Annotated in this window: 18 protein-coding genes; 3 read left to right on the plus strand and 15 right to left on the minus strand. The window is 71.2% G+C overall.

Features of this window, described 5'->3' with window-relative positions:
- Positions 1-81 precede the first annotated feature (81 nt).
- The 9 genes from pstS to ACIOEW_RS35320 all read right to left on the minus strand — a co-directional run bounded on the left by pstS (position 82) and on the right by ACIOEW_RS35320 (position 9,957).
- On the minus strand, positions 82-1,218 hold the full coding sequence (gene pstS / locus ACIOEW_RS35280) for a phosphate ABC transporter substrate-binding protein PstS (protein ID WP_362551963.1): 1,137 nt from the start codon (positions 1,216-1,218) through the stop codon (positions 82-84).
- 355 nt (positions 1,219-1,573) lie between these two features.
- Positions 1,574-1,999, minus strand: a complete 426-nt coding sequence (locus ACIOEW_RS35285) for an NUDIX hydrolase (protein ID WP_362551966.1) — start codon at positions 1,997-1,999, stop codon at positions 1,574-1,576.
- Entirely contained in the window at positions 1,996-2,955 is a 960-nt protein-coding gene (locus ACIOEW_RS35290) for a CHAD domain-containing protein (RefSeq protein WP_401969066.1), read from the minus strand. Before ACIOEW_RS35290 ends, ACIOEW_RS35285 begins: the two co-directional genes overlap by 4 nt.
- Before the next feature lie 19 nt (positions 2,956-2,974).
- Entirely contained in the window at positions 2,975-5,230 is a 2,256-nt protein-coding gene (locus tag ACIOEW_RS35295) for an RNA degradosome polyphosphate kinase (RefSeq protein ID WP_362551972.1), read from the minus strand.
- Positions 5,231-5,479: 249 nt separating this feature from the next.
- On the minus strand, positions 5,480-6,454 hold the full coding sequence (locus ACIOEW_RS35300; RefSeq protein ID WP_401969068.1) for a hypothetical protein: 975 nt from the start codon (positions 6,452-6,454) through the stop codon (positions 5,480-5,482).
- Entirely contained in the window at positions 6,451-7,356 is a 906-nt protein-coding gene (locus tag ACIOEW_RS35305; RefSeq protein WP_401969071.1) for an ABC transporter ATP-binding protein, read from the minus strand. Before ACIOEW_RS35305 ends, ACIOEW_RS35300 begins: the two co-directional genes overlap by 4 nt.
- Entirely contained in the window at positions 7,353-7,763 is a 411-nt protein-coding gene (locus ACIOEW_RS35310) for a GntR family transcriptional regulator (RefSeq protein ID WP_401969072.1), read from the minus strand. The genes ACIOEW_RS35305 and ACIOEW_RS35310 overlap by 4 nt, the downstream gene beginning before the upstream one ends.
- A gap of 90 nt (positions 7,764-7,853) precedes the next feature.
- Complete coding sequence (gene mshD, locus ACIOEW_RS35315) at positions 7,854-8,795, minus strand: mycothiol synthase (protein WP_401969074.1); 942 nt, start codon at positions 8,793-8,795, stop codon at positions 7,854-7,856.
- Between the two features lie 67 nt (positions 8,796-8,862).
- Positions 8,863-9,957 (minus strand): YhcG family protein, encoded by a 1,095-nt coding sequence (locus ACIOEW_RS35320; protein ID WP_401969077.1) that lies wholly within the window; start codon positions 9,955-9,957, stop codon positions 8,863-8,865.
- A gap of 186 nt (positions 9,958-10,143) precedes the next feature.
- Here ACIOEW_RS35320 and ACIOEW_RS35325 point away from each other — a divergent pair, with 186 nt between their 5' ends.
- Positions 10,144-12,003, plus strand: a complete 1,860-nt coding sequence (locus ACIOEW_RS35325) for a bifunctional metallophosphatase/5'-nucleotidase (protein ID WP_401969079.1) — start codon at positions 10,144-10,146, stop codon at positions 12,001-12,003.
- A gap of 167 nt (positions 12,004-12,170) precedes the next feature.
- Entirely contained in the window at positions 12,171-13,064 is an 894-nt protein-coding gene (locus ACIOEW_RS35330; RefSeq protein ID WP_401969081.1) for a phosphatidylinositol-specific phospholipase C domain-containing protein, read from the plus strand.
- An 81-nt stretch (positions 13,065-13,145) separates the two neighbouring features.
- Here the strand turns inward: ACIOEW_RS35330 and ACIOEW_RS35335 are convergent, their stop codons facing one another.
- Positions 13,146-13,943: an alpha/beta fold hydrolase gene (locus ACIOEW_RS35335; RefSeq protein WP_401969084.1), complete on the minus strand. Its 798-nt coding sequence runs from the start codon at positions 13,941-13,943 to the stop codon at positions 13,146-13,148.
- 88 nt (positions 13,944-14,031) lie between these two features.
- Between ACIOEW_RS35335 and ACIOEW_RS35340 the strand changes: the two genes are divergently transcribed.
- Entirely contained in the window at positions 14,032-14,607 is a 576-nt protein-coding gene (locus tag ACIOEW_RS35340; RefSeq protein WP_401969086.1) for a TetR/AcrR family transcriptional regulator, read from the plus strand.
- An 11-nt stretch (positions 14,608-14,618) separates the two neighbouring features.
- Here the strand turns inward: ACIOEW_RS35340 and ACIOEW_RS35345 are convergent, their stop codons facing one another.
- The 5 genes from ACIOEW_RS35345 to ACIOEW_RS35365 form a co-directional block, all read right to left on the minus strand.
- Positions 14,619-16,025, minus strand: coding sequence for a sensor histidine kinase (locus ACIOEW_RS35345; protein WP_401969087.1), 1,407 nt, complete (start codon positions 16,023-16,025; stop codon positions 14,619-14,621).
- The gene (locus ACIOEW_RS35350) at positions 16,022-16,753 is read right to left on the minus strand and encodes a response regulator transcription factor (protein ID WP_362552003.1); all 732 of its coding nucleotides are present in this window, start codon (positions 16,751-16,753) and stop codon (positions 16,022-16,024) included. The genes ACIOEW_RS35345 and ACIOEW_RS35350 overlap by 4 nt, the downstream gene beginning before the upstream one ends.
- 63 nt (positions 16,754-16,816) lie before the next feature.
- A complete protein-coding gene (locus ACIOEW_RS35355; RefSeq protein WP_401969088.1) occupies positions 16,817-17,011 on the minus strand; it encodes a hypothetical protein in 195 nt (64 codons plus the stop codon).
- 27 nt (positions 17,012-17,038) lie between these two features.
- Positions 17,039-18,172, minus strand: a complete 1,134-nt coding sequence (locus tag ACIOEW_RS35360; RefSeq protein WP_401969090.1) for a S1C family serine protease — start codon at positions 18,170-18,172, stop codon at positions 17,039-17,041.
- A 139-nt stretch (positions 18,173-18,311) separates the two neighbouring features.
- On the minus strand, positions 18,312-19,364 hold the full coding sequence (locus tag ACIOEW_RS35365) for a LacI family DNA-binding transcriptional regulator (protein WP_362552012.1): 1,053 nt from the start codon (positions 19,362-19,364) through the stop codon (positions 18,312-18,314).
- Between the last annotated feature and the right edge of the window lie 15 nt (positions 19,365-19,379).

Here is a 19,379-nt window from a genome sequence, read left to right on the forward strand (position 1 = left end):
GGTGGCGGGCCGGTCCGGAGGAGTGCACCGGACCGGCCGCCTCGTGCGTTGTGCGTCGTGCGGTCGTGCGGGGTGTGCGGGTTACGAGAGGCCGGCGACCGTCTCGCGGACCTTGGCGTTGATCGCCTCGGGGATCGGGGCGTAGCCGGCCTCGGTGAGGAGCTTCTGGCCGTCCGCGGAGGCGGTGTAGGTCAGGAAGGACTTGACCGTGCCGAGGGTGTCGGCCTTGTTGCCGGTGTCGCAGACGACCTCGTACGTCACCAGGACCAGCGGGTACGCGCCCTCGGCCTTGGTGGTGTAGTCGAGGTCGAGCGCCAGGTCCTTGCCGGTGCCCTTGACCTTGGCGGCGGCGATGGCCTTGGAGGCGTTCTCCGAGGAGGCCTTCACCGGGGCGGCGCCACCGGTGTTGATGTCGACCGTGGTGATCTGCTGCGAGGCGGCGTACGAGAGCTCGAAGTAGCCGATCGAGCCGTCGACCTGCTTGACCTGGGTGGCGACACCGGACGAACCGGTCGCGCCCTGGCCACCGGGGGCCGGCCACTTCTTCTCGGCCTCGTACTTCCAGTCGCTCGGGGCCGTGGCGTTCAGGTACTTGCCGAGGTTCTGGGTGGTGCCGGAGTCCTCGGAGCGGTGGAAGGGCTGGATCGCCTTGTCCGGGAGCTTGGCGCCCGGGTTGAGCTTGGCGATCGCCGCGTCGTTCCACTTCTTGATCTTCGTGTCGAAGATCTTGGCGAGGGTGGGGGCGTCCAGGACCAGGCTGTCGACGCCCTCCAGGTGGAAGCCGACCGCGATCGGGCCGCCGACCATCGGAAGGTTGATGCCCTGGCCGGTCTTGCAGATCTCCTTGGAGTCCGCGACCTCTTCGGGCTTCAGCGCCGAGTCGGAGCCGGCGAAGCCGACGGTGCCCTGGTTGAAGGCGACGATGCCCTCGCCGGACGAGGAGGAGTTGTAGTTGATCTCCACGCCGGAACAGGCGGCCATGTACTCCTTGACCCAGAGGTCCATGGCGTTCTTCTGGGCGCTGGACCCGGAGGCGCGCAGCTGGCCCTTGGCGCCGTCGCACTTGACGTTCGACGCGGCCTTCGTCGCCCCGGCGGTGCCGCCGGTGTCGCTGCCGCTGTTGTTGTCCGAACCGCACGCCGTGAGGACCAGGGCGCCGGAGACGGCGAGGGCACCGAGCGCGGTGGCACGAAGCCGGTTCTTGCGCTGAAGCTTCACTTTCGGGTGTTCCTTCCAGGAGCCGCCGAGGTGGTTCGTTCTACGACGGCGTGCGATGTGTGGGTGGTACGGAAGTCGTGGTCGGTGCGGTGTGTGCCTCGCACCGTGCACTGCCGAAATTAGGCAGAACAGGTGAAGCGGCTTGCGGGGGTGAGTGAACGGGAGGTGAACCGTGTCGGGCGGCCTGGTTCCGGGGCGGCGGGGCCCACGGTGGGAGGCCTCCGGAGCGCGCGCTCACGTGGGGGCGGCCCGGTCCCGGGCGGGGGTTCCGTCCTCGGACGCCGGACGGGCCGGAACGGCCGGCCGCAGCCCGCGGTGGCACCAGGCCCCGGGGAGGAGCGCGGGCGGGGCCCGGCTAGACGGCCGGCAGGGTCCGCAGGGCCGCGTCCAGCAGATCGCGGTCGCGGGGCTGGGTCAGACGGGCGCGGGCGGCGGCGGGCGGGAGCCACAGCACGCCGTCCACCTCGCTGTTCGGCACGAAGGTGCCGGCCGTGGCCTCGGCGGCCCAGTACGTGACCTCTTTCGGCCGGCCGTTCGCGACGTACCGGACCATGGGCAGCACGGCGCCCGGCACGCAGTGGTGGCCCGTCTCCTCCAGGACCTCGCGCAGGGCCGCGTCCCGCGGGGACTCGCCGCGCTTCAGCTTGCCTTTCGGGAACGACCAGTCGCCATAACGCGGCCGGTGTACGAGACAGAGCTCCACGCCCCCGGCGGACGCGGGCGGGCGGCGCCACAGCACGCAGCCCGCCGCCCGCACCGTGCCGTTCGCCGTCCGGGTCATGGCCGGGTCGCCGCCGCCGTGGCGTACGGCCAGCTCTCCCGGAAGACCGCCCGCGCCGCCTCCACCTCGTGGCGCTGGTCGGCGTGGAGCACCCCCAGGGCGTACGCCGTCGTCGGCGCGATGCGGGGGGTGCGGGCCGCCGCGGAGGCCGCCGCGGCCGCCTCCGCCGCGTCCCGGTGCAGATCGAGCGCGTGACCCGGGCCGGCCAGGACCGGATCGGGGGTGCCCCGGATCACCTCATGGGCGTACCGGTGCAGGCGCAGCAGCAGCCGGGTCTGGTGCCAGGGCGCGTCGTGCGCCTCGTTGTACGGCTCGGCCGTCTCGTGCGGGGGGAGCGCCGCGACGGCGCCGAGCAGCCGTTGCTCCGCCCGGTCGGCGGGCTCGCGCAGCAGCTCACCGGCGGGTTCGGCGGCCGCGGCGGACAGCGGGACCTCGGAGGCGAGCAGCGCGACCGCGTCGGCCACCGCGTGGAAGCGGGAGGAGCCGAGCGCCTGGAGCGCCGCGGAGTGGGCGCGGGTGCGGGCCAGGGTCAGCTGCCGCTCCAGCAGCGCACCGGCGCGGGCGGCGCCGACGCCGAGGACGGCGCGCTCCTTGTCGGCGGAGCTGCCACCGGACTCGGTACGGGCCGACGGCAGGGTCGCCCCCGACAGCCCGTGCAGCGCTTCGAGGAGCCGGGTCAGCCGGTCCGCGTACGCGTGCTCGCGGCCGAGCGTGCCGGACAGCCAGGCCAGCTCGGTGCGCAGCTGCTCGGCCCAGAGCGGGTCGAGCGCCGCCCGGAAGGTGTGCAGGGTGCCGCTGATCCGGCGGGCCGAACGGCGCAGCGCCCAGGCGGCCTGTTCGGCGGCCTGGGGTCCGGCGTCCGTGGGGGCACTGTTCTCGCGGTGCAGACGCAGGCTGCGCAGGAAGTCCGCGGCCCGTGCGCGCAGATACGGTGCGAGCACCGTCCCCGCGGTCACGTCCGCCTGTGTCTGATGGTCAGGGCGTCGCACGCCGGCGCCTCCGGGCGTCAATGAGCATTTCCTGTACGTGCCGCAGCGGCCGGCCCTCCGCGTCCGTGGCGTGCCGGGTCCAGTTTCCGTCGGGACCCAGGTGCCAGGAGGAGGTGGTGTCGGCCATGCCGGTCTCCAGGAGCCGGCTGAGAGCGGCCCGGTGCGCGGGGTCGGTGACCCGGACCAGGGCCTCGATGCGGCGGTCGAGATTGCGGTGCATCATGTCGGCGCTGCCGAACCAGACTTCGGGCTCGCCGCCGTTGCCGAACGAGAAGACCCGGGAGTGTTCGAGGAAGCGGCCCAGGATGGAGCGGACCCGGACGTTCTCGGAGAGGCCGGTGACGCCCGGGCGGATCGCGCAGATGCCGCGGACCCAGATGTCGACCGGGACGCCCGCCTGCGCGGCCCGGTAGCAGGCGTCGATGATCGCTTCGTCGACCATCGAGTTGACCTTGATGCGTACGTAGGCGGGCCGGCCGGCCCGCTGGTGCGCGATCTCCTTGTTGATCCGGACGATCAGCCCGTCGCGGAGCGACTTCGGGGCGACGAGCAGCCGGCGGTAGGTCTCGCGGCGTGAGTAGCCGGAGAGCCGGTTGAAAAGGTCGGAGAGGTCCGCACCGACCTGCGGGTCGGCGGTGAGCAGGCCGAGGTCCTCGTACAGCCTGGCCGTCTTGGGGTGGTAGTTGCCGGTGCCGACGTGCGAGTAGCGGCGCAGGGTGTCGCCCTCCTGGCGGACGACGAGCGAGAGCTTGCAGTGCGTCTTCAGGCCGACGAGCCCGTAGACGACATGGCAGCCCGCCTCCTCCAGCTTGCGCGCCCACTTGATGTTGGCCTGCTCGTCGAAGCGGGCCTTGATCTCGACGAGTACGAGGACCTGCTTGCCGGACTCGGCGGCATCGATCAGGGCATCCACTATCGGGGAGTCGCCCGAGGTCCGGTACAGGGTCTGCTTGATCGCGAGGACGTCCGGGTCGCCGGCCGCCTGTTCCAGGAAGGCCTGGACGGAGGTGGAGAAGGAGTCGTACGGGTGGTGCAGCAGGACGTCGCGTTCGCGCAGTGCGGCGAAGATATCAGGCGCGGAGGCGGACTCCACCTCGGCGAGGTCGCGGTGCGTGCCGGCGATGAACTTGGGGAACTTCAGCTCCGGCCGGTCCAGGGACGCTATGCCGAAGAGTCCGGTGAGGTCGAGCGGCCCGGGCAGCGGGTAGACCTCCGCGTCGGACACCTTCAGTTCGCGGACCAGCAGGTCCAGCACGTACGGGTCGATGGACTCCTCGACCTCCAGGCGGACCGGCGGGCCGAAGCGGCGCCGCATGAGCTCCTTCTCCAGGGCCTGGAGCAGGTTCTCCGCGTCGTCCTCCTCGACCTCCAGGTCCTCGTTCCTGGTGACCCGGAACATGTGGTGCGCGAGGACCTCCATGCCAGGGAAGAGCTCTTCGAGGTGGGCGGCGATGACGTCCTCGATGGGGACGTAGCGCTGCGGCGACGCCTCCAGGAAGCGGGTCAGCAGCGGCGGCACCTTGACCCGGGCGAAGTGGCGGTGGCCGCTGACCGGGTTGCGTACGACGACGGCGAGGTTGAGCGAGAGGCCGGAGATGTACGGGAAGGGGTGCGCCGGGTCCACGGCGAGGGGGGTCAGTACGGGGAAGACGCGCTGGCGGAAGAAGGTGAACAGGCGGGCCTGCTCCTTCTCGGTCAGCTCCGGCCAGCGGATCAGCTGAATGCCCTCGTCGGACAGGGCCGGGGCGATGTCCTGCTGGTAGCAGGCGGCGTGCCGGGCCATGAGTTCGCGCGAGCGGGTCCAGATCAGGTCGAGGACCTCGCGGGGCTGGAGACCAGAGGCGGACCGGGTGGCGACACCGGTCGCGATGCGGCGCTTCAGGCCCGCCACCCGGACCATGAAGAACTCGTCCAGGTTCGACGCGAAGATGGCCAGGAAATTAGCCCGTTCGAGGAGCGGTGTCGCCGGGTCCTCGGCCAGTTCCAGAACGCGTTCGTTGAACGCGAGCCAACTGCGTTCCCGGTCGAGGAAGCGGCCCTGGGGCAGCTCGTCCCCGTCGGCATCGGGTTCGTACGCGTCGGCGTCCGCGTCGATGTCGGGGTCCAGGTCGGCCGCGGTGGACAGGGCGGCGGAGGAGGACGATGGGGTGGCGACGGCGTGCGGCCGGTGTGCGGCGAGGGAGCCGACGGACGGCTGGGCGGTGGGCTGGACCGGGACCTCGGAGCTGGGCTGCTGGCTCATGGGCCCATTCTTCCGCGCGGAGTGCTCCGGGGGCGCGTCGGAGGGGATCGAGATCGCGGAGATCGCGCGCTCGGCACGCTCTCTGCCGGGATTTCTCCCGTTGCGGGGGGTCGGCACAGCTGGCTGCATCCTGAGAGGGTCGCAAGGGCGTCTGAATGCCCGGTAACGGCGACATGACATGCAGGAAGCGGTGTGGCCGTGCCCGGGTGCCGTTTCGGCCCCGGGCACGGCCTTGTCGTGCCTGTCCGGTCAGGCGTGGCGGCGGCGCAGGACGCGGAAGGCGAGGGCTACGGCGACGGCGGTGAGGGCGAGGACGATGCCCGTCCCGACGAGCTGGAGGGGCCAGAAGTGGGAGGCGGGGTGGTAGTCGGTGTACGTGCCGGTGATGTGGTGGTCCGCCAGGCAGCGGTCCACCACCTCGGGTACGGGGTCCCGGTAGCAGGTTTCGCCGGGCAGCCGCTGTTCTCCCGCCATCAGCCCGCTGCCGACAAACAGGGTGCTGCCCGGAAGATCGGCCGGGGTGGCGTTCAGCGGTGTGACCACGGTAGCGACCGCCCACAGGCTGTCGCGTACGGCGGCGAGCGCGAGCGCCACCGCGCCGTAGGCCAGGGCCGTGATGCTCATGGCGATGAGCGTGCGGCGTACCAGCAGCGCGGCGAGCGCGCCGATGGCGATGGCGAGCAGGGCCGAGGCCGTGGGCAGTGTGCCCATCGCGGCGTACGCGCTCGTGTCGTACCAAGCCAAGCGGTCAGTGTCGGGGGAGGTCCTGCACCAGGCGTAGACGGCCGAGAGCACCGGCACCGCCACCATCGTGATCGCCGCCGGAACGGTGAGCTTGGTGAGGAGCCAGCGGGCGGGGGAGACGGACTGGGACCAGGCCAGCCGGTAGGTGCCGCTCTCCAGCTCCCGGCCGGTCATCGGACCGGCGACGAACAGGCCGATGGCCGCGGGCAGGACCATCATGGCGGTACCCACGTAGCGCAGCACATCCCTGAGCCACGCCTGGTGGCTGAGGAGGTCGTCGAACGCTGCGCTGCAGCGTGGGGTGGTGTCGGTGTACGAGCACCCGGTGTCCGCGTACGTGTCTGCCGTGCCGGAGTTCCACCACAGGGCTGTGGTGAGCAGGACGATCCCGGCGAGTGCGAGCGCTCCCGCGACCCACAGGACGCGGCGGTGCTGGAGTACGAGGACGCGCGCGGGGCCGCGCAGGGCGAGGGTGCTCATGCCGCGCTCACCGCCTCACGGGTCCGGGCTTCCGCGCTCGGCGTGAGCAGCGGGGGCGCGTCGGGTGAGCGCAGATGCGCCAGCAACAGTTCCTCCAGTGACGGCTCCGCCGTCTCCCAGCCGGCGGAAGCGTCCACCGGGCCCTCCCTCCGGACGAGTGCGGTCAGCTGCCGTCCCGTGGTGCGGGACTCGACCACGGTGTGCGGGGCGAGGTCGCGTACCGGGCCGGTGAGCAGGGTGTGCGCGGCGAGGAGGTCGTCCGTCTCGCCGCCGAGCCGGATGCGCCCGCCGTCGACGAGCAGGAGGTAGTCGCAGGCGCCCTCCAGCTCGGCGAGGATGTGTGAGGACATCACGATGGTGGTGCCGTGCTCGGCCGCTTCCGCCATCAGGGCGCCCATCAGCTGGTGCCGCCCCAGGGGGTCGAGATCGGCCATCGGCTCGTCCAGCAGCAGCAGTTCGGGCCGCTTGCCCAGCGCGAGCGCCAGGGCGAGGCGGGTGCGCTGACCGCCGGAGAGCGTGCGGACCCTCGCGTCCCCGGGCAGCGGTCCGGCGATGCGCTCGGCGGTGTCCTGGTCCCAGATGGCGGGGTTCAGTTCGGCGCCGGCCCAGAGGGTCTCGGTGACCGTCAACTGCGGGTACAGCGGCTTGTCCTGGGCCACGAACGCCATCCGGGCGCGGGCCTCGGCGGGCGTTGATCCGAGCACCCGTACCGTTCCCTCGGCCGGCCGCAGGAACCCCGCTGCCAGGCTCAGGAGGGTGGACTTGCCCGCACCGTTGGGCCCGACGAGAGCGCACACGCGCCCGGCGGGCAGCTGGAACGAGCAGTCGCGCAGCGCCCAGCCCCCGCCCCTGCTCCGGTACTTCATGCCGAGGCCCACGGCCTCGATCGCAGCGCCTGTCATCCGGCCTGATCCCCCTCGAAAGTCTTGTCCAGTACGGCGGTGAAGAGCGCGCTCACATCGTCCTTGTCCAGGCCGGCGGCGCGGGCCCGGCGGGCCCAGTCGGCCAGTTCGGCGCGCAGCGGGGCGTCGTCGGCCGCCGCCGCGCCCCCGAGGGACCGTGTGACGAAGGTGCCGAGGCCGCGCCGGGCCTCGACGAGCCCTTCGCGCTCCAGCTCGCGGTAGGCCTTCAGGACGGTGTTCGGGTTGATGGCGGTGGCCTCCACGACCTCGCGCGCGGTGGGCAGCCGGTCGCCGGGCTCCAGCAGCCCCAGCCGAAGGGCGTGTTTGGTCTGCTGGACGATCTGGAGGTACGTGGCGACGCCGCTGCGCCGGTCGATGCGGAACTCGACCGCTGCGGACTGTGCCATGTTCACCCCTTTCACTAATTGAGTAGTGAAAGGGTGGCGCAAGAAAGGGGCGGCGTCAAGAGACGCCGCCCCCGGGTGAGTTGTGAGTGCTCAGGACTCCGTGCGGTACATCAGGTCGACCTCGTGGGTGGTGAAGCCCATCCGCTCGTACACGGACAGGGCGGCGGTGTTGTCCGCGTCGACGTAGAGCATCGCGGTGGGCAGCCCCTCTGCGGCCAGGTGGCGCAGCCCGATCCCGGTCAGCGCCTTGCCGAGGCCGCCGCCCTGCGCGTCGGGCCGGATGCCGACCACGTACACCTCGCCGAGCTGCTCCTCGGCGTGCACCTTCGTCCAGTGGAAGCCGATCAGCTCCGTGCCCGCGCCGTCATCGGTCTCGCGCTCGGCAAGGAAGAACCCCTTCGGGTCGAACCACGCCTCGGCCTTGCGGTCGTCGAGGTCGCGCTGGGTAAGCGAACCCTGCTCGGGGTGGTGGGCGAAGGCGGCGCTGTTCACGGCGAGCCAGGCCGCGTCGTCCTGGCCGGGGACGAAGGCGCGGACGGTGACGCCCGGCGGCAGCACCGGCTCCGCGATGTTCAGCGGGCTCAACGGGCGCCGCAGCTGGCGCAGTTCGCGGAAGAGCGAGAGGCCGAGCACCTGGGCGAGGTGGCGCGCCGCGGACTTCCCGCCGTGCGCCCAGACCCGCAGCCGCTTGCCGGTGGCGGCGAGCAGCGCCGCCCCGAGGGCCCGCCCGTGTCCGTGCCCGCGGTGCGAGGGGTGCACGACCAGCTCCGCGGCCGGTGCCTCGACGGGGTCGGTGTCCTCCAGTTGTGCGTACCCGACCAGTACGCCCCCGGCGGTCAGCAGGAAGTGCCGCACGCCTTCCCGGTGCCCGCCCCGCAACTGCAGCCGCCCCTGCTCGGACACGGCCTGCCGGCCGTCGGACTGCGCGGCCTCGGCGAGCAGCTCGGAGACAGCTCCCGCCTGGTCGGGGGAGAGGGTGTCGAGGGTCTGGATCTCGCGTCCGGGGGCGGGGAGGGGTACGTCAGTCGTCATGTGTCGAGCGTACGGGGGTGGGGGTGGCGGTGCGGGCGTGCGTGGCTTTCCGGCGCTCAGTCCGCGCTCAGTCGGCGGGCTGCGGCGGGTTCAGCACGTCGTCGGCGATGCGGGAGAGGTCCTCGGCGGCGGGCAGGAGCTTGCGTACCCGGTCGGGCAGACCGGCGTAGGTGCTGACTGCGAGTGGCTGGGCGTAGCTGCGTAGCGCGTACTCGACCATCGCCCGGTCGCGGCTTTCGGCGATGAGGATGCCGATGGTGGGGGCGTCGTGTTCCGCGTCCCGGACGAGGCCGTCGACCACCGAGACGTAGAAGCCGAGCTGTCCGAAGTGCTCGGGATGGGCCTTGCGGGTCTTGAGTTCCAGGACGACGTAACAGTGCAGTTTGCAGTGGTAGAAGAGCAGGTCGATGCGGTATTCGCTGTCGCCCACGACGACCGGGTACTGGCGGCCGACGAAGGCGAAGCCCATCCCCAGCTCGGTGAGGAAGGCGACGAGCCTGGAGGCCAGTGCGTTCTCCAGGTCCCGTTCCGTGCGCCAGCCGTCCAGCTCGGTGAAGTCGAGGCGGTACGGGTCTTTGATGATCTCTTTGGCGGCCGCCGACCGCTCGGGCATCACAGCGTCGAAGTTGTTGAGGGCGGCTGCGTGGGAGAGATGCAGGGTGCGATGGATCGCTGAGGTCAGATCGTCCCGGGACCAGCCGTTGCTGACGGCGTGCTGAATGTAGAAGTCCAGCTCGGGACGGGTTTTGCACTTGTCCATGAGTACCTGGAGGTGAGCCCAGGGCAATTGTCCAGCAGCCTGCTGGACAATTGGCTCAGGCCAGAGACGGGCCATCTTCAGCATGTAGTGCAGGCTGCTGCGGGAGAACCCTCGCTGATTCGGGAACTCGGAACGCAGCTCTGTCGCGATGCGCCCGACGATCTTGGTGCCCCATTTCTCCTCCTGTTGCCGCTCCAGGATCGTCCGCCCGATCTCCCAGTACATCTGGAGCATTTCGGTGTTCACCTTGAGCTGCGCGCGCACATGCGCGCCCCGCACGATCGACTTCAGGTCGCCGATCATCTCGTGGAATCCCGGAGGCAGTCCGGAGCCCTGCTGAGCAGGGACGACGGCCTTCGGTGTGGTGTTGCTGTCCATGGCGTACAGATTTGCGTTCTTCATGCAGGCAGTGACGTTTCTGCTCGCATATGTACGCCATATGGGTGAATGGCCCCGTTCCGATCGGGCGGCAACCAGTTCGTAACCCCAAACACCTGTCGCGCTACGCGCGTTGACTCTAGGCTGCGGCACGCAGTCCTCGGACTTTTCACCACCCTCACACCTCCCGCTGAGCTCACAAGGGGATCGATGTCAGCGACACCGCAGAAGAACCGCGCGTCCCGGCGGGTGCTCGCCGCCGCAGCCGGTCTGGCCACCGTCGGCGCGCTGGTCGCCGCCATGCCGGCCGGCGCGCACGGGCACGGCAAGGGGCACGGCCACCACGCGCCGGCCCGGACCGTGGACGTGCAACTGCTGTCCTTCAACGACCTGCACGGCAACCTGGAGCCGCCGGCCGGCTCGGCCGGATCGGTCACCGAGACGCAGGCCGACGGAACGACGAAGGCCGTTCCGGCCGGCGGGGTGGAGTACCTCGCCTCCTCGCTGCGTGCCGCGCGCAAGGGCCACCCGTACTCCATCACCGCGGCCGGCGGCGATATGGTCGGGGCGAGCCCGCTGCTGTCGGGTCTGTTCCACGACGAGCCGACCATCGAGGCGCTCAACAAGATCGACCTCGACGTGACGACCGTCGGCAACCACGAGTTCGACGAGGGCGCCACCGAGCTGGCCCGCCTGCAGAACGGCGGCTGCCACCCGGTCGAGGGGTGCTACGAGCAGGGCAAGAAGTTCGAGGGCGCCGACTTCCCGTACCTGGCCGCCAACGTGACGGACGAGAAGTCCGGCAAGCCGATCCTCAAGCCGTACACGGTGTGGAAGAAGAACGGCGTCAAGATCGGCTTCATCGGGGTGACCCTGGAGGGCACGCCGAACATCGTGACGGCCAACGGCGTCAAGGGCCTGAAGTTCCACGACGAGATCGAGACGGTCAACAAGTACGCCAAGGAACTGGACCGGCAGGGCGTCAAGTCCATCGTCGCCCTGATCCACGAGGGCGGCGCCCCGGCCTCCTCCTCGTACAACTACGACTGCGACAGCCCGGCCGCCGGTGACGGCATCTCCGGGCCGATCACCGACATCGCGAAGGGCATCTCGCCCAAGGTCGACGCGCTGGTGACGGGTCACACCCACCAGGCGTACGTCTGCACGATCCCGGACCCGGCGGGCAACCCGCGTCTCGTCACCTCGGCCTCGTCGTTCGGCAAGCTGTACACGGACACGACGCTCACGTACGACCGTCGCACCAAGGACATCGTGCGCACCGCGGTGAAGGGCTCGGCGAAGAGCGCCTCGAAGCACCCCGCGCCGGCGAACCCGGTCTCGGCGAACCACATCGTCACCCGGGACCAGGCCAAGGCCACCGACATGACGGACCTGATCGCCCGCTGGAACACCCTCGCGGCGCCGATCGCCAACCGGCCGCAGGGCTTCATCTCCGCCGACATCAACGGCCGCGGCTCCACGGCCCCCGAGAAGCCGCTCGGCAACCTGATCGCCGACGCGCAGCTGGAGGGCCTGGCCCCGGCGGACAAGGGCGGGGCGGTCGTCGCCTTCATGAACCCGGGCGGCATCCGTGCCGACCTGGTCTACAAGGCGACGGGCAGTGAGGGCGACGGCGTCGTGACGTACGGCGAGTCGTTCACCGTGCAGCCGTTCACCAACATGATGAACGTCGTCGACCTGACCGGGGCGCAGCTGGTCAGCGCGCTCCAGCAGCAGGTCAGCGGTTCGAACGAGGCCAGCCCGAAGATCCTTCAGATCTCGAAGGGCCTCACCTACACCCTGGACATGACGAAGTCGGGCGCCGCGCGCGTGGTCACCGACACCATCAAGCTGAACGGTGAGGCGATCGATCCGGCCAAGTCCTACCGGGTCGCGATGAACGAGTTCCTCGCGGGCGGCGGCGACGGCTTCGCGGCCCTCGGCGCGGGCACCGACAAGCTGGTCGGCGCCTCCGACCTCGACCTGTTCAACGCCTACCTGGCCGCGCACTCCACGGCCGCTGCGCCGCTGGCCCCGCCGGCGACGGACCGGATCACGGTCGTCCAGTAGGGCGTACGGCACCGAAGGATGCGCGGGCGGGGGCGAAGGCCCCGGCTCGCGCATCCTTCGTTTTCCGCCGCCACCGGCCCGTTCCCCCGCCGCCCTGTTCCCTGTCTGATGTGTACGGGTCATAATCCGGGGGCTGACCCCACACGGCACCCCGGAGGCGTCCCCGCATGAGCCCGTACACCGCGAACCGCAGACACTTCCTGGCCGGCGCGCTGGCCGTCACCGCCACCGCCCTCGTCGGCGCGGGGCCCGCGCGTGCCGAGGCCCGGCAGGCCCTCACCGTGCAGGACTGGATGGGCGGTATCGCGGACGCCACCGCGCTCCAGCGCCTCACCCTCCCCGGATCGCACGACTCCGGCGCGCGCTACGGCGGCCCCTGGACCGAGTGCCAGAACACCACGATCGCGGAGCAGCTGAACAGCGGGCTGCGCTTCCTCGACGTTCGGTGCCGGATCACCGGGGACTCGTTCGCCATCCACCACGGGGCCTCGTACCAGAACCTGATGTTCGGCGATGTGCTCGGCGCCTGCTGGGACTTCCTGGCCCAGCGGCCCACGGAGACCGTGCTGATGCGGGTCAAGCAGGAGTACTCGGAGGAGAGCGACGCCGCGTTCCGCCGGATCTTCGACCTGTACCTCGACACCAAGGGCTGGCGTCCGTTGTTCCACATCGACTCCGCGCTGCCGACGCTGGGAGGGGCCCGCGGCAAGGTGGTGCTGCTCGCCGACAACGGCGGGCTGCCCGGGGTGCGGTACGCAGATCCGGGGCTCTTCGACATCCAGGACGACTACATGGCGGAGCCGTTCGCCAAGTACCCCAAGATCGAGGACCAGTTCCGCAGGGCGGCCGCGCAGCCGGGCAAGCTCTTCATGAACTACGTGAGCACCGCTGCCCTGCTGCCGCCCCGCTGGAACGCGGACCGGCTCAACCCGCAGGTCCACTCCTTCCTCGACTCCTCGGCGTCGGCCGGCTGGACCGGCCTCGGAATCGTCCCGCTGGACTTCCCGGCGACCCGTACGGGGCTGGTGGAATCGCTGATCCGGCACAACCCGGCCTCCTGAGGGCGGGCGTCCGCGGGGTGGTCCGCGGAGTCGTTCAAGGGCTGTTCGCGGGGCTGTTCGCAGGGTCGTTCACGGCGCCGTTCACAGGGCTGCGAGGAACTCCCGTACCGCGCGGGCGAATCCCTTCGGGTCCTGGAGCTGGACGAAGTGATCCGTCTCCAGTGTGACGAGTGAGGTGTGCGGACGCAGCGTCGCCATCGCGGCAGCCTGCTCGGCGGGCAGGGCCTGGCTGGTGCGGCCGTTGATCACCAGGGCCGGGCAGTCGCTCGCCAGCCACTGCGCCCAGTGGTCGCCGTGCACCTGTCGCTCGGAGTCGAGCGTGTCCTGCGGGTGGAACGGCAGCCGCCAGCCGTCGCCGCCCGGCAGAGGCCGCAGCAGTGGCCCCACCATCGGGCCCACCGGACCGCAGGCGGCGATCAGTTCCTCCCGGGTGGGTGCGGTGTAGGGGAATCCCGCGAGGAAGGCCATCGGGCCGGGGTCCTGGTGCGGCAGGTCGACCGGGGCGTCGGTGTTGACGAGCGCGGCGACCGCGGCCGGCCGGGTGGCCGCGAGGTGCAGGGCGTTGATGCCGCCCAGTGAGTGCCCGAGGGCGACGACCGGGCCCGGGTCCAGGTGGTCGAGCAGGGCGGTCAGGTCGGAGACGTAGCCCTCGCGGCTGTAGTCGTCCGCCCGGTCGGAGTCGCCGTGGCCGCGCTGGTCGGGGGCGATGACCCGCCACTCGGGGCCGAGCTCGACGGCCAGGTCGTCGAAGGAGGCGCCCTCGGAGAGATGGCCGTGCAGGGCGAGGAGCGGCCGGCCGGTGGCGGGGCCGTGGTCGAGGTAGGAGAGGCGGCGGCCGTCGATGGTCAGTTCACGTCGGGATGCGTTGTGCTGAGTCATGACTGTGACTGTACGCATGTGTAGATCAGTCGCGCAATACGTTTGTATAGATCGCTTGCCCAAGTGGCGGAGCCGTACGATCCCGGGCATGGGAAACCGTGAGGATCTACTGGCCGGAGCGAGGCGTTGCCTGGAGGAGAAGGGCTACCTCCGCACCACCGTGCGCGACATCGCCACCGCTTCCCGGGTCTCGATGGCGGCGATCGGCTACCACTTCGGCTCCCGCGAGGCCCTGCTCAACCAGGCCCTGTTCGCGGCGATCGACGAGTGGGGCCAGGCGTTCGGCGCGGATGTGAAGGAGGGGAGCGGTTCGGCCGCGGAGCGGTACGCGGACATGTGGACGCGGGAGATCGCCTCGTACCGCACCGACCGCTGGCTCTGGATCGCCTCGGTGGAGGCCTTCGTGCACGCCCAGAGCTCCCCGGAGCTGCTGGCCCTCCTGGCCGCCGGTCAGCGCGAGGGCCGCCGGGGGGTCGCGGCGCAGCTGACCGGGGTGCCGGAGGCGGAGGTCGCCGAGGCGGATGTGCGGGCGCTCGGCTCGGTGCAGCTCGCGCTGATGAGCGGCGTGATGATCCAGTGGCTGACCGACCCGGATCAGGCGCCGGACGCCGCCGGGATCGCGGCGGGACTGCGGGCGCTGGCGGGGCGGCTCGACGGGGCGTAGGGCTGCCGCCCCTACTCCTGCGGCGAGTCCGGCGGTGGCTGGGGTGCTCCCGGGAGGCGGATCGCCGCTTCCGTGCCGCCGCCCGGTGCGGGGCGCAGGTCGATCTCGCCGCCGGCCTGCTGGACCGTACGCGCCACGATCGACAGGCCCAGGCCCGAGCCGGGGAGCTGGCGGGCGGACGGGGAGCGCCAGAAGCGTTCGAATACGTGCGGGAGTTCGTCGGCGGGGATGCCGGGGCCGTGGTCCCGTACCTTCAGCTCGCCGCGGTGCAGGCTCACCTCGATCGTGCCGCCGGGCGGGCTGAACTTCACCGCGTTGTCGAGGACGTTGACGACCGCCCGCTCCAGGGCCGCCGGTTCGGAGCGTACGTACCAGGGGGCCAGTTCCGCCGTGATGGTCAGCTCCGGGCCGCGCAGACGGGCGCGGTCCAGGGCGGTGCGGGCGATGTCGTGGAGCGCGACCACCTGGAGCGGTCCGGGGTCCGTGGCGTCCGGGCGGGCCAGTTCCTGGAGGTCGCCGATGAGGGAGGCCAGCTCCGTCATCTGCGCCTTCACCGACGCCATCAGCGCCTTGCGGTCGTCCGGCGGGATGGCCCGGCCGGTCTCGTCGCTGCGGGCGAGGAGTTCGACGTTGGTGCGGAGCGAGGTCAGCGGGGTGCGGAGCTCGTGGCCGGCGTCCGCGATGAGCTGGGCCTGGCGGTCGCGGGAGGTGGCGAGCGACGCGGTCATCGAGTTGAACGAGCGGGAGAGGCGGGCGATCTCGTCCTCGCCCTCGACCGGGATGCGGACCGTCAGGTCTTCGGTGCGGGCCACGTGCTCGACGGCCTCGGTGAGCTCGTCGACGGGACGCAGGCCGGAGCGGGCCACCCAGAGTCCGGCGGCGCCGGCGCCGATGACGCCGATGCCGGAGACGATGAGGAGGACCCAGGCGAGGGTGGTGAGGGGTTTGTCGATCTCGCTCATCGGGCTGGCGATGGAGACGGCGAGGCCGGTCGGCCCCTTCACCGGGGCGGTGTATACGCGCATCTTCGCGCCGTCCGCGTCGGTCGCCGAGTGCAGCGTATTGCGCAACTCACCCTTGGCCACGGCGAGGTCGGCCGCGGTCACCGGGAGTTCGGACGAGGCGGGGGCGAGACAGACCGTGCCCTGGGCGTCGATGAGCTGGACGGTGAGGCCGGAGTAGGGGGTCGGCAGGGCCTGGGTGCTGCCCCGGCAGTAGTTGTAGAGGTTGGTCAGGTAGCGGTCGTCGACATTGGAGCTGCGCAGCGTCGCGTCCAGCTGGTGCTCCAGCTGCGCCTTCGTCACGAACCAGCACGCCGCGGCCACAGCCGCCACCGCCACCGCCACCGCGGTCGCGACCAGCAGCGCCAGCCGGGAGCGGAGCGGCAGGGCGCGGATGCGGCGCAGGGGCCCCGTCATCCGTCCCCACCCCCCGAACGCAGCGCGTAGCCCACACCCCGCACCGTGTGGACCAGACGCGGTTCGCCGCCCGCCTCGGTCTTGCGGCGCAGGTACATCACGTACACGTCCAGCGAGTTGGAGCTCGGTTCGAAGTCGAAGCCCCACACCGCCTTGAGGATCTGCTCACGGGTCAGTACCTGGCGCGGGTGCGCCAGGAACATCTCCAGCAGGGTGAACTCGGTGCGGGTCAGTTCCACGTGGCGGGTGCCGCGCATGACCTCGCGGGTCGCGAGGTCCATGCGCAGGTCGGCGAAGGCCAGCACGTTGTCGTCGGGGAGGGGGCCGCCCGCCGTGGCCGCGTACGAACTGCGGCGCAGCAGGGCCCGGATGCGGGCGAAGAGTTCGTCCAGCTCGAAGGGCTTGACCAGGTAGTCGTCGGCGCCCGCGTCGAGCCCGGTGACGCGGTCGCCGACGGTGTCACGGGCGGTGAGCATCAGGATGGGGGTGGTGGTGCCCGTGGCACGGATGCGGCGGGCGGCGGTCAGCCCGTCCATCCGCGGCATCTGGATGTCGAGGACGATGAGGTCGGGGTCGTACGACTCCGCCTTCGTGAGGGCGTCGAGACCGTCGACGGCGACCTCGGTGCCGTATCCCTCGAACGCGAGGCTGCGCTGCAGGGCCTCGCGCACGGCGGGCTCGTCGTCGACGATCAGGATGCGCTGCGGATCGTCTTCGGCGGGGCTCATCGCTGCTTCGTCCTCTTCTCGTTCCGTACGGGGCCAGTGCCCTTTCGGCGCACCGCTGGTTTCTCAGCCTCGCACGGCCATGGCGCGGCGTCGCGCGGCACGGCGGCCGCGGCTGCCGGTGGTGGTGCGGAGCTCTGCGGCGCGGGGCTGTTCGTCACCGGTTCCGCCGACGGGTGCCCGTTCGGCGAGGAACGCCACGAGCGCGAGCGGCAGGGCCAGGTCTGCGGGGCCTGCGAGGGTGTCGGTCGGGTGGTGCACGGCTGTCTCCTCTGTTCTTCCGTCTGCTCAGGAGCTGTTGCCGGCCCGCAGTGTGTCGAGGTCCGCCTTGAGGGTGTTCACCGGGATGGCGAAGCCGAGGCCGACGCTGCCCGCACTGGAGCCGCTGGAACTGCTGGACGAACTTGCCGAGTACATCGCGGAGTTGATGCCGATGATCTCGCCGTTCATGTTGATCAGGGCGCCACCGGAGTTCCCCGGGTTGAGCGAGGCGTCGGTCTGGATGGCCTTGTACGTGGTGGTGGATTCGCCGGTGTCGCCGTTGAACTGCTGTCCGCCGAACTCGAACGGCCACTGCTGTCCGCCGCCCTGGCCACCCTGCTCCTGGCCGCTGCCGCTGTCGCTGTCCTTGGCGACCGTGACATCGCGGTCGAGCGCGGACACGATGCCGCTGGTGACCGTGCCGGTGAGGCCCTCCGGCGAGCCGATCGCGACGACCTGGTCGCCGACGGCGACCTTGGAGGAGTCGCCGAGCGTGGCCGTCTTCAGGCCGCTCGCGCCCTGGAGCTTGATCAGCGCGAGGTCCTTGTCCGCATCGGTGCCGACGACCTCGGCGGTGTACGTCTTGCCGGTGCTCAGGGTGACCTTGATGGACGTGGCGCCGGCGACGACGTGGTTGTTGGTGACGATCTCGCCGTCCGACGTGATGACCACGCCGGATCCGGTGGACTGGCCCGAGGTGGAGGTCGCGCCGATCTCGACGATCGTCGGTGAGAGGGCCGCGGCCACACCGGAGACGGTGCCCTTGCTGCTCTGCGAGACGGTGGTGCCGGGGATGACGCTGCCGGCCGTGCTGTCGGTGCCGTTGTCGGTGAGCTGTCCGATCACGGTGGCGGTGCCGCCGCCGACGATCGCGGCCGCGATGGCCACCGCCGCGAGGAGCGCGACCGGCCGCCGGACCCGGCGGCGGGGAGCGGACGGTCCGGGCGCCGGCTGCGGCAGCCCGTGGAGACCGTCACCGCCGTTGCCGGCCCCGCCAGTGTACGCGTCGGCCGTACCGGGGGCGGGCCACACGGTGGTTCCGGGGCCCATGGCGACCGGCGGTGCGGGCTGATATGACGGCGGCGGCGGGTAGGCCGCGTCGCCGTTGCCGTACGAGGGGTACATCGGGTACTCGCCGCTCGGGCGCTGGCTCTCTGTCATGTCTACGAGAGTGTCCAGCGAACATGAGAGCACCCTGAGTACGCCCTGAGAAGCCCGGCAGAACCTCGTATGCCCGATATAAGGACGCGTACCAGGGTCTGGACAGGACGGGCCGTACGGCCCGCACGGCCCCGTCCCTCTAGCTGAGCGCCTGTGCGGCCGTCGGCGGTTCCCCGCAGCCGCACGAGCGCCGGACCACCAGCGCCGAGGGGAACTGCTTCAGCCGCTCCCGCCGCGAGCCCGACACCCGCAGCGAGTCGTCGAGCACCAGGTCGACCGCGGCCCGCGCCATCGCCGGGCGGTCCGAGAAGACCGTCGTCAGCGGCGGATCGGTCAGACCGGCTTCCTTCACGTCGTCGAAGCCGGCCACCGCGAGCTCACCGGGCACGTCGATCCGCAGCTCGCGCGCGGCCCGCAGCACCCCGATGGCCTGGTCGTCCGTCGTGCAGAAGATCGCCGGCGGGCGGTCGGGGCCCGCGAGGAGCCCCAGCGCCACCTGGTAGGCGTCGTAGCGGTTGTACGGGGCCTGGAAGAGCCGGCCCTCCGTCGAGCGGCCCGACTCGTGCATCGCCCGGCGCCAGCCCTCGACATGGTCGGCGACCGGGTCGCCGACCGCCGGGGTCGACTCCATGCCGCCGAGGCACGCCACGTACTCGTTGCCGTGCTCCAGCAGATGGCGGGTGGCGAGCTGGGCGCCGCCGACGTCGTCCGTGACGACCGCGACGTCGTCGATCGCCTCGGGCCGCTCGTGCAGCAGCACGACCCGGGCGTCCCACGCCTCTATCTCCGCCGCCGCACGCTCGCTGGGGCCCTGGCTGACCAGGATCAGGCCGGAGACCCGCATGCCGAGGAAGGCCCGCAGATAGTGGACCTCGCGCTCGTCGCGGTAGTCGGAGTTGCCGACGAGCACCATTTTTCCGCGCTCGGCGGCGGCCTGTTCGACCGCGTGCGCCATCTCCGCGAAGAACGGCTGCCGCGCGTCCGGCACGATCATTCCTATGAGATCGGTCCGCCGCGAGGCCATCGCCTGAGCGACCCGGTCGGGGCGGTAGCCCAGCTCCTTGATCGCGGCGAGCACCCGCTCGCGCGTGGCCGGGGCGACCGGCCGGGGTCCGTTGTTGATGACGTAACTGACCACTGCGGTCGACGTCCCCGCCAGTCTCGCCACATCGTCCCGCGTCACCTTGGCCACGCGCGGCAGTCTACG

This window comes from Streptomyces sp. NPDC087901 (assembly GCF_044742205.1).
Taxonomy (GTDB): domain Bacteria; phylum Actinomycetota; class Actinomycetes; order Streptomycetales; family Streptomycetaceae; genus Streptomyces.

What these genes read in the sequence shown, in the direction of transcription:
- ACIOEW_RS35285 (WP_362551966.1), bottom strand. Translation starts at nt 1,999, where the DNA reads ATGACCCGGACGGCGAACGGCACGGTGCGGGCGGCGGGCTGCGTGCTG.
- ACIOEW_RS35295 (WP_362551972.1), bottom strand. Translation starts at nt 5,230, where the DNA reads ATGAGCCAGCAGCCCAGCTCCGAGGTCCCGGTCCAGCCCACCGCCCAG.
- ACIOEW_RS35300 (WP_401969068.1), bottom strand. Translation starts at nt 6,454, where the DNA reads ATGAGCACCCTCGCCCTGCGCGGCCCCGCGCGCGTCCTCGTACTCCAG.
- ACIOEW_RS35305 (WP_401969071.1), bottom strand. Translation starts at nt 7,356, where the DNA reads ATGACAGGCGCTGCGATCGAGGCCGTGGGCCTCGGCATGAAGTACCGG.
- ACIOEW_RS35310 (WP_401969072.1), bottom strand. Translation starts at nt 7,763, where the DNA reads ATGGCACAGTCCGCAGCGGTCGAGTTCCGCATCGACCGGCGCAGCGGC.
- mshD (WP_401969074.1), bottom strand. Translation starts at nt 8,795, where the DNA reads ATGACGACTGACGTACCCCTCCCCGCCCCCGGACGCGAGATCCAGACC.
- ACIOEW_RS35320 (WP_401969077.1), bottom strand. Translation starts at nt 9,957, where the DNA reads ATGAAGAACGCAAATCTGTACGCCATGGACAGCAACACCACACCGAAG.
- ACIOEW_RS35325 (WP_401969079.1), top strand. Translation starts at nt 10,144, where the DNA reads ATGTCAGCGACACCGCAGAAGAACCGCGCGTCCCGGCGGGTGCTCGCC.
- ACIOEW_RS35330 (WP_401969081.1), top strand. Translation starts at nt 12,171, where the DNA reads ATGAGCCCGTACACCGCGAACCGCAGACACTTCCTGGCCGGCGCGCTG.
- ACIOEW_RS35335 (WP_401969084.1), bottom strand. Translation starts at nt 13,943, where the DNA reads ATGACTCAGCACAACGCATCCCGACGTGAACTGACCATCGACGGCCGC.
- ACIOEW_RS35340 (WP_401969086.1), top strand. Translation starts at nt 14,032, where the DNA reads ATGGGAAACCGTGAGGATCTACTGGCCGGAGCGAGGCGTTGCCTGGAG.
- ACIOEW_RS35345 (WP_401969087.1), bottom strand. Translation starts at nt 16,025, where the DNA reads ATGACGGGGCCCCTGCGCCGCATCCGCGCCCTGCCGCTCCGCTCCCGG.
- ACIOEW_RS35350 (WP_362552003.1), bottom strand. Translation starts at nt 16,753, where the DNA reads ATGAGCCCCGCCGAAGACGATCCGCAGCGCATCCTGATCGTCGACGAC.
- ACIOEW_RS35360 (WP_401969090.1), bottom strand. Translation starts at nt 18,172, where the DNA reads ATGACAGAGAGCCAGCGCCCGAGCGGCGAGTACCCGATGTACCCCTCG.